This is a genomic window from Streptomyces spongiae (genome assembly GCF_009377185.1).
GTDB classification, from domain to species: Bacteria; Actinomycetota; Actinomycetes; order Streptomycetales; family Streptomycetaceae; genus Streptomyces; species Streptomyces spongiae.
On the sequence record NZ_VJZC01000791.1, the window covers coordinates 1 to 3,728 of the forward strand.

A 3,728-nucleotide genomic window follows, 5' to 3' on the forward strand; every position below is an offset into this window, starting at 1 on the left:
GGGGCGGCGTGTCCGGGGGGCGCTCCGGTGACGGTCGCCGCCAGGGCGACGGCGAGCAGGAGGGTGCGGCGTGTGACAGTCATTCCCTGGCCTCTACCACCACGGCCGTCACGAGGGAACCATGTGTCGGCCGATCGGAGGGGGCGAAGAACCGTCCGTGTCTGGTCGTGGACCGCCGTCTCAGCCGAAGCGGTCTCAGCCGAAGCGGTCCAGCAGCCTTCGGTACACCGCCGGGGCCACACCGCGTACCCGGCCCGGCAGGCACAGCCAGGACGGTACGTAGACGTCGTCGCGTCCGCGGCGGACGGCCTCCCAGACCGCGCCGGCGACCCGGCCGGCAGACGTGGGCCGCGGCCGGGTCCGCTGGTAGGGGGTACCGCGCCGTTCGAAGAAGGCCGTGTCCACCGGCCCCGGCACGACATGCGTCACCCCCACTCCGGTCCCCCGCAGCTCCTGTCTGAGCGCCTCGGCGAACGCGGCCACCCCGGCCTTGGCCGCGGAGTACACGGCCTCGTTCCGCACCCCCACGATCCCCGCGACCGAGCCGACGAGCACCACGCGCCCCCGCCCTGCCGCCACCATGGCGGGCAGGACCTCCCGTACGAGGTGGAGCGTGGCGTTGAGGTCCACGGTCAGCACCCGGTGCAGGGCCGTGTGCGGCATGGTGACGAAGGGGCCGGCCCAGCCGATGCCCGCCCCGGCGACGAGGAGGTCGATGCGGCCGGCGGCGCCCAGCGCGGACTCGGCCAGCTGCCGGGGACCGTCCGGGGTGGCGAGGTCGCCGGGCAGGACGATGCCCGACGTCCCGGCGGCCGTCTTCTCCAGACCGGGCACGTCACGCCCGTTGAGGAGGACCTTCCAGCCGCCCTCGGCGAAGCGCTGCGCCGTGGCGGCGCCGATGCCGGAGGACGCCCCGGTGACCAGGGCCACCCGCACATTCCGGGGCGGAGCCGCCCGACGGTCCCGCGCCACGGACGGGCCGGTTCCCACGCGAGGGGGTACGGCCGTGCCCGCCTGGGGGTCGTAGGTGGAGCCGGTGGGTGTCACGAGACGGTCTCCCTGGGCTGTCGGTCTGGCGGGGCGGTCGGCGGCTCGGCGTCGTCACGGGTCGGAGATCGCCCTCAAGAGCCCCTGAGACGCCATCCGGCCAACCCCCCGTCAGATCCCTGGAAACCGCGGCGATACACCGCTCCATCGTCGGCACACGGGCCGCACGCTCCCGGAGCCCCGTACCCGACGCGGCAAAACCACTCGTGCGCGCCGGGCGATGCCGCCAGGCGGCCGTATGGGCGGTTCACCGCTCCGGATTGCAGGGATACGAAGGAACACGAAGGGACACGAAGGGGACACGAAGAGGACACCGCCGTTCCGGGGCCTGACGTTCCGGTTCGTTCCGCCGCCCGCCCGTGACGAGGTGACCATGCGTTTGCTGCTCGTCCACCCCAGCGCACTGATGTACTCCGAGATCTTCCTGCGGCTCGAACCGCTGGGGCTGGAGCGTGTGGCGGGCGCCGCACGCGACGCGGGGCACGAGGTGCGGGTCGTGGACCTCCAGGTGCTCGGCCGGGACCGGCTGACGAGCGAGCTGAGATCCTTCCGGCCCGAGGCCCTGGGCATCTCGCTGAACTACCTGGCGAACATCCCGGAGGCGATCGACCTGGCCAGGGAGGTGAAGCAGTCACTGCCGGGCTGCTTCGTCTTCTTCGGCGGCCACAGTGTCTCCTTCGTCGCCGAGGACGTGCTGGAGCAGGCCGAGGGCACGGTGGACGCGGTGGTCCGGGGCGAGGGCGAACCGGCGATCGGCCCCCTGCTGGAGGCGGTCCGAGACGGAGGGGTGGACTCCGTCCCCGGGATCGTCACCGCCGCCGGGCGCGGCCCCGCGCCCGTGATGCTGCACAGCATCGACGACCCGCTCCCGGCCCGCGACATGATGCGCAGCCGCCGCCGCTACTTCATCGGCGAACTCGACCCGTGCGCCTCCATCGAGTTCACCCGTGGCTGCCCGTGGGACTGCTCGTTCTGCTCCGCGTGGACGTTCTACGGCCGCAGCTACCGCAAGGCGTCACCCGAGGCGGCGGCCGAGGACCTGGCGCGCGTCCGTGAGCCCAACGTGTTCATCGTCGACGACGTGGCCTTCATCCGGCCCGAGCACGGCAACGCCATCGCCGCCGAGGTGGAACGCCGCCGCATCCGCAAGCGGTACTACCTGGAGACCCGCAGCGACGTCCTGCTGCGCCACCCCGAGGTCTTCGAACGGTGGGCGCGGCTCGGGCTGCGCTACATGTTCCTCGGGATGGAGGCCATCGACGCCGAGGGGCTCGACCTCTACCGCAAGAGGGTCAGCCCGGACGACAACTTCCGGGCGCTCGAGACGGCCCGCCGGCTGGGCATCCACGTCGCCATCAACCTGATCGTCGACCCGGCGTGGGACGAGGAGCGCTTCCGGGTCGTACGGGAGTTCGCGCTGTCCGTCCCGGAGATCGTGCACTTCACCGTGATGACGCCGTACCCCGGCACCGAGATCTGGCACACCGAGTCGCGCCGGCTCACCACCCGCGACTACCGCCTCTTCGACATCCAGCACGCGGTGGTGCCCACGAAGCTCCCGCTGGAGCGCTTCTACGAGGAACTGGTCCGCACCCAGGCCGTGATCAACCGCAAGCACCTGGGGCTGCGGACCGCCTTCGGCGCGGCCCGCGTCCTCGGGCGCAACCTGCTGCACGGGCAGACCAACTTCGCCCGCATGCTGTGGAGGTTCAACCAGGTCTACAACCCGCGCCGCCAGCTCGCCGACCACAGCATGCCCGTCCGCTACGAGCTGCCCCTGCCCCGGCCCGTCGACATCGGCGACCGGCGCCGTCTGTACGTCCACACGCGGGAAGGGAAACAGGCCGCCGACCCGGCGAAGACCGACTAGGACGGCCTGGCGTGCCCGTCGCCGTCCTCGCCTCGCTCGCCGCCGGCGTCTGCTTCGCCGTGGCCGGGGTGCTCCAGCAGCGGGCCGCGAGCGCGCGCCCGGACGAGGAGACGCTCTCCCTTCGCCTGCTGGGGCAACTGGTACGGGACCGGATCTGGCGCTACGGCATCGCACTGGCCGTACTCGCCTACGGCTTCCAGTCCCTGGCGCTGGCGTTCGGTCCGCTCAGTCTGGTGCAGCCGCTGATCGTCACCGAGCTGGTCTTCGCCGTACCGCTCTCGGCCCGGCTGTACCGCATGCGGCTGGGCCCCCGGGAGTGGTTCGGCACCCTCGCGGTGGCTGTGGGTCTCGCCCTCGCCCTGGCCTCCGCCCGACCGCACGGAGGGCATCCGGGGGCGGCGGACCCCCTCGCCTGGCTTCTGCTCCTGGGCGCGACCTGCACCCTGGTCTGCGCCGCTCTGGCTCTCTCGCGGCTGCTGTCCGGGCCGTGGCGGGCGTCGGCGGTGGCGCTGGCCGGCGGGGTGGTCATGGGCACGCAGTCCGTGCTGCTTGCCGCGACGGTCGGGCGGCTGCGGCACGGGTTCGACGCGGTGTTCTCCGCCTGGCAGACGTACGCGCTCGTCGTCGCGAGTCTGGGGGGTCTGCTGCTCATCCAGAGCGCCTTCCAGCAGGGGCCGCTGGCGGCGAGCCTGACCGTCATCGACGCGACGGAGCCGGTGGTGGCGGTGACGGTGGGCATGGTGGTCTTCGGCGAGGCGGTCCAGGTGGGGTGGCCCGTCACCGTCGTCACGGCGGTGGGGCTGGTCCTGGT

The 3,728-nt window shown here is 72.6% G+C and carries 3 protein-coding genes; 2 read left to right on the forward strand and 1 reads right to left on the reverse strand.

Annotated elements, in window-relative coordinates:
* Window positions 1–195: 195 nt before the first annotated feature.
* Window positions 196–1,047: an SDR family NAD(P)-dependent oxidoreductase gene (locus FNH08_RS46800; protein ID WP_407704594.1), complete on the reverse strand. Its 852-nt coding sequence runs from the start codon at window positions 1,045–1,047 to the stop codon at window positions 196–198.
* A gap of 373 nt (window positions 1,048–1,420) precedes the next feature.
* Here FNH08_RS46800 and hpnR point away from each other — a divergent pair, with 373 nt between their 5' ends.
* The gene (gene hpnR / locus FNH08_RS46805) at window positions 1,421–2,917 is read left to right on the forward strand and encodes a hopanoid C-3 methylase HpnR (RefSeq protein ID WP_152777908.1); all 1,497 of its coding nucleotides are present in this window, start codon (window positions 1,421–1,423) and stop codon (window positions 2,915–2,917) included.
* 11 nt (window positions 2,918–2,928) lie between these two features.
* Window positions 2,929–3,728 (forward strand): DMT family transporter (locus tag FNH08_RS46810; protein ID WP_152777905.1); only part of this gene is annotated, 800 nt, incomplete at its 3' end.

Bases quoted from the DNA above. Each gene is read 5' to 3' on its own strand.
- hpnR (WP_152777908.1), top strand. From the start codon at position 1,421: ATGCGTTTGCTGCTCGTCCACCCCAGCGCACTGATGTACTCCGAGATC.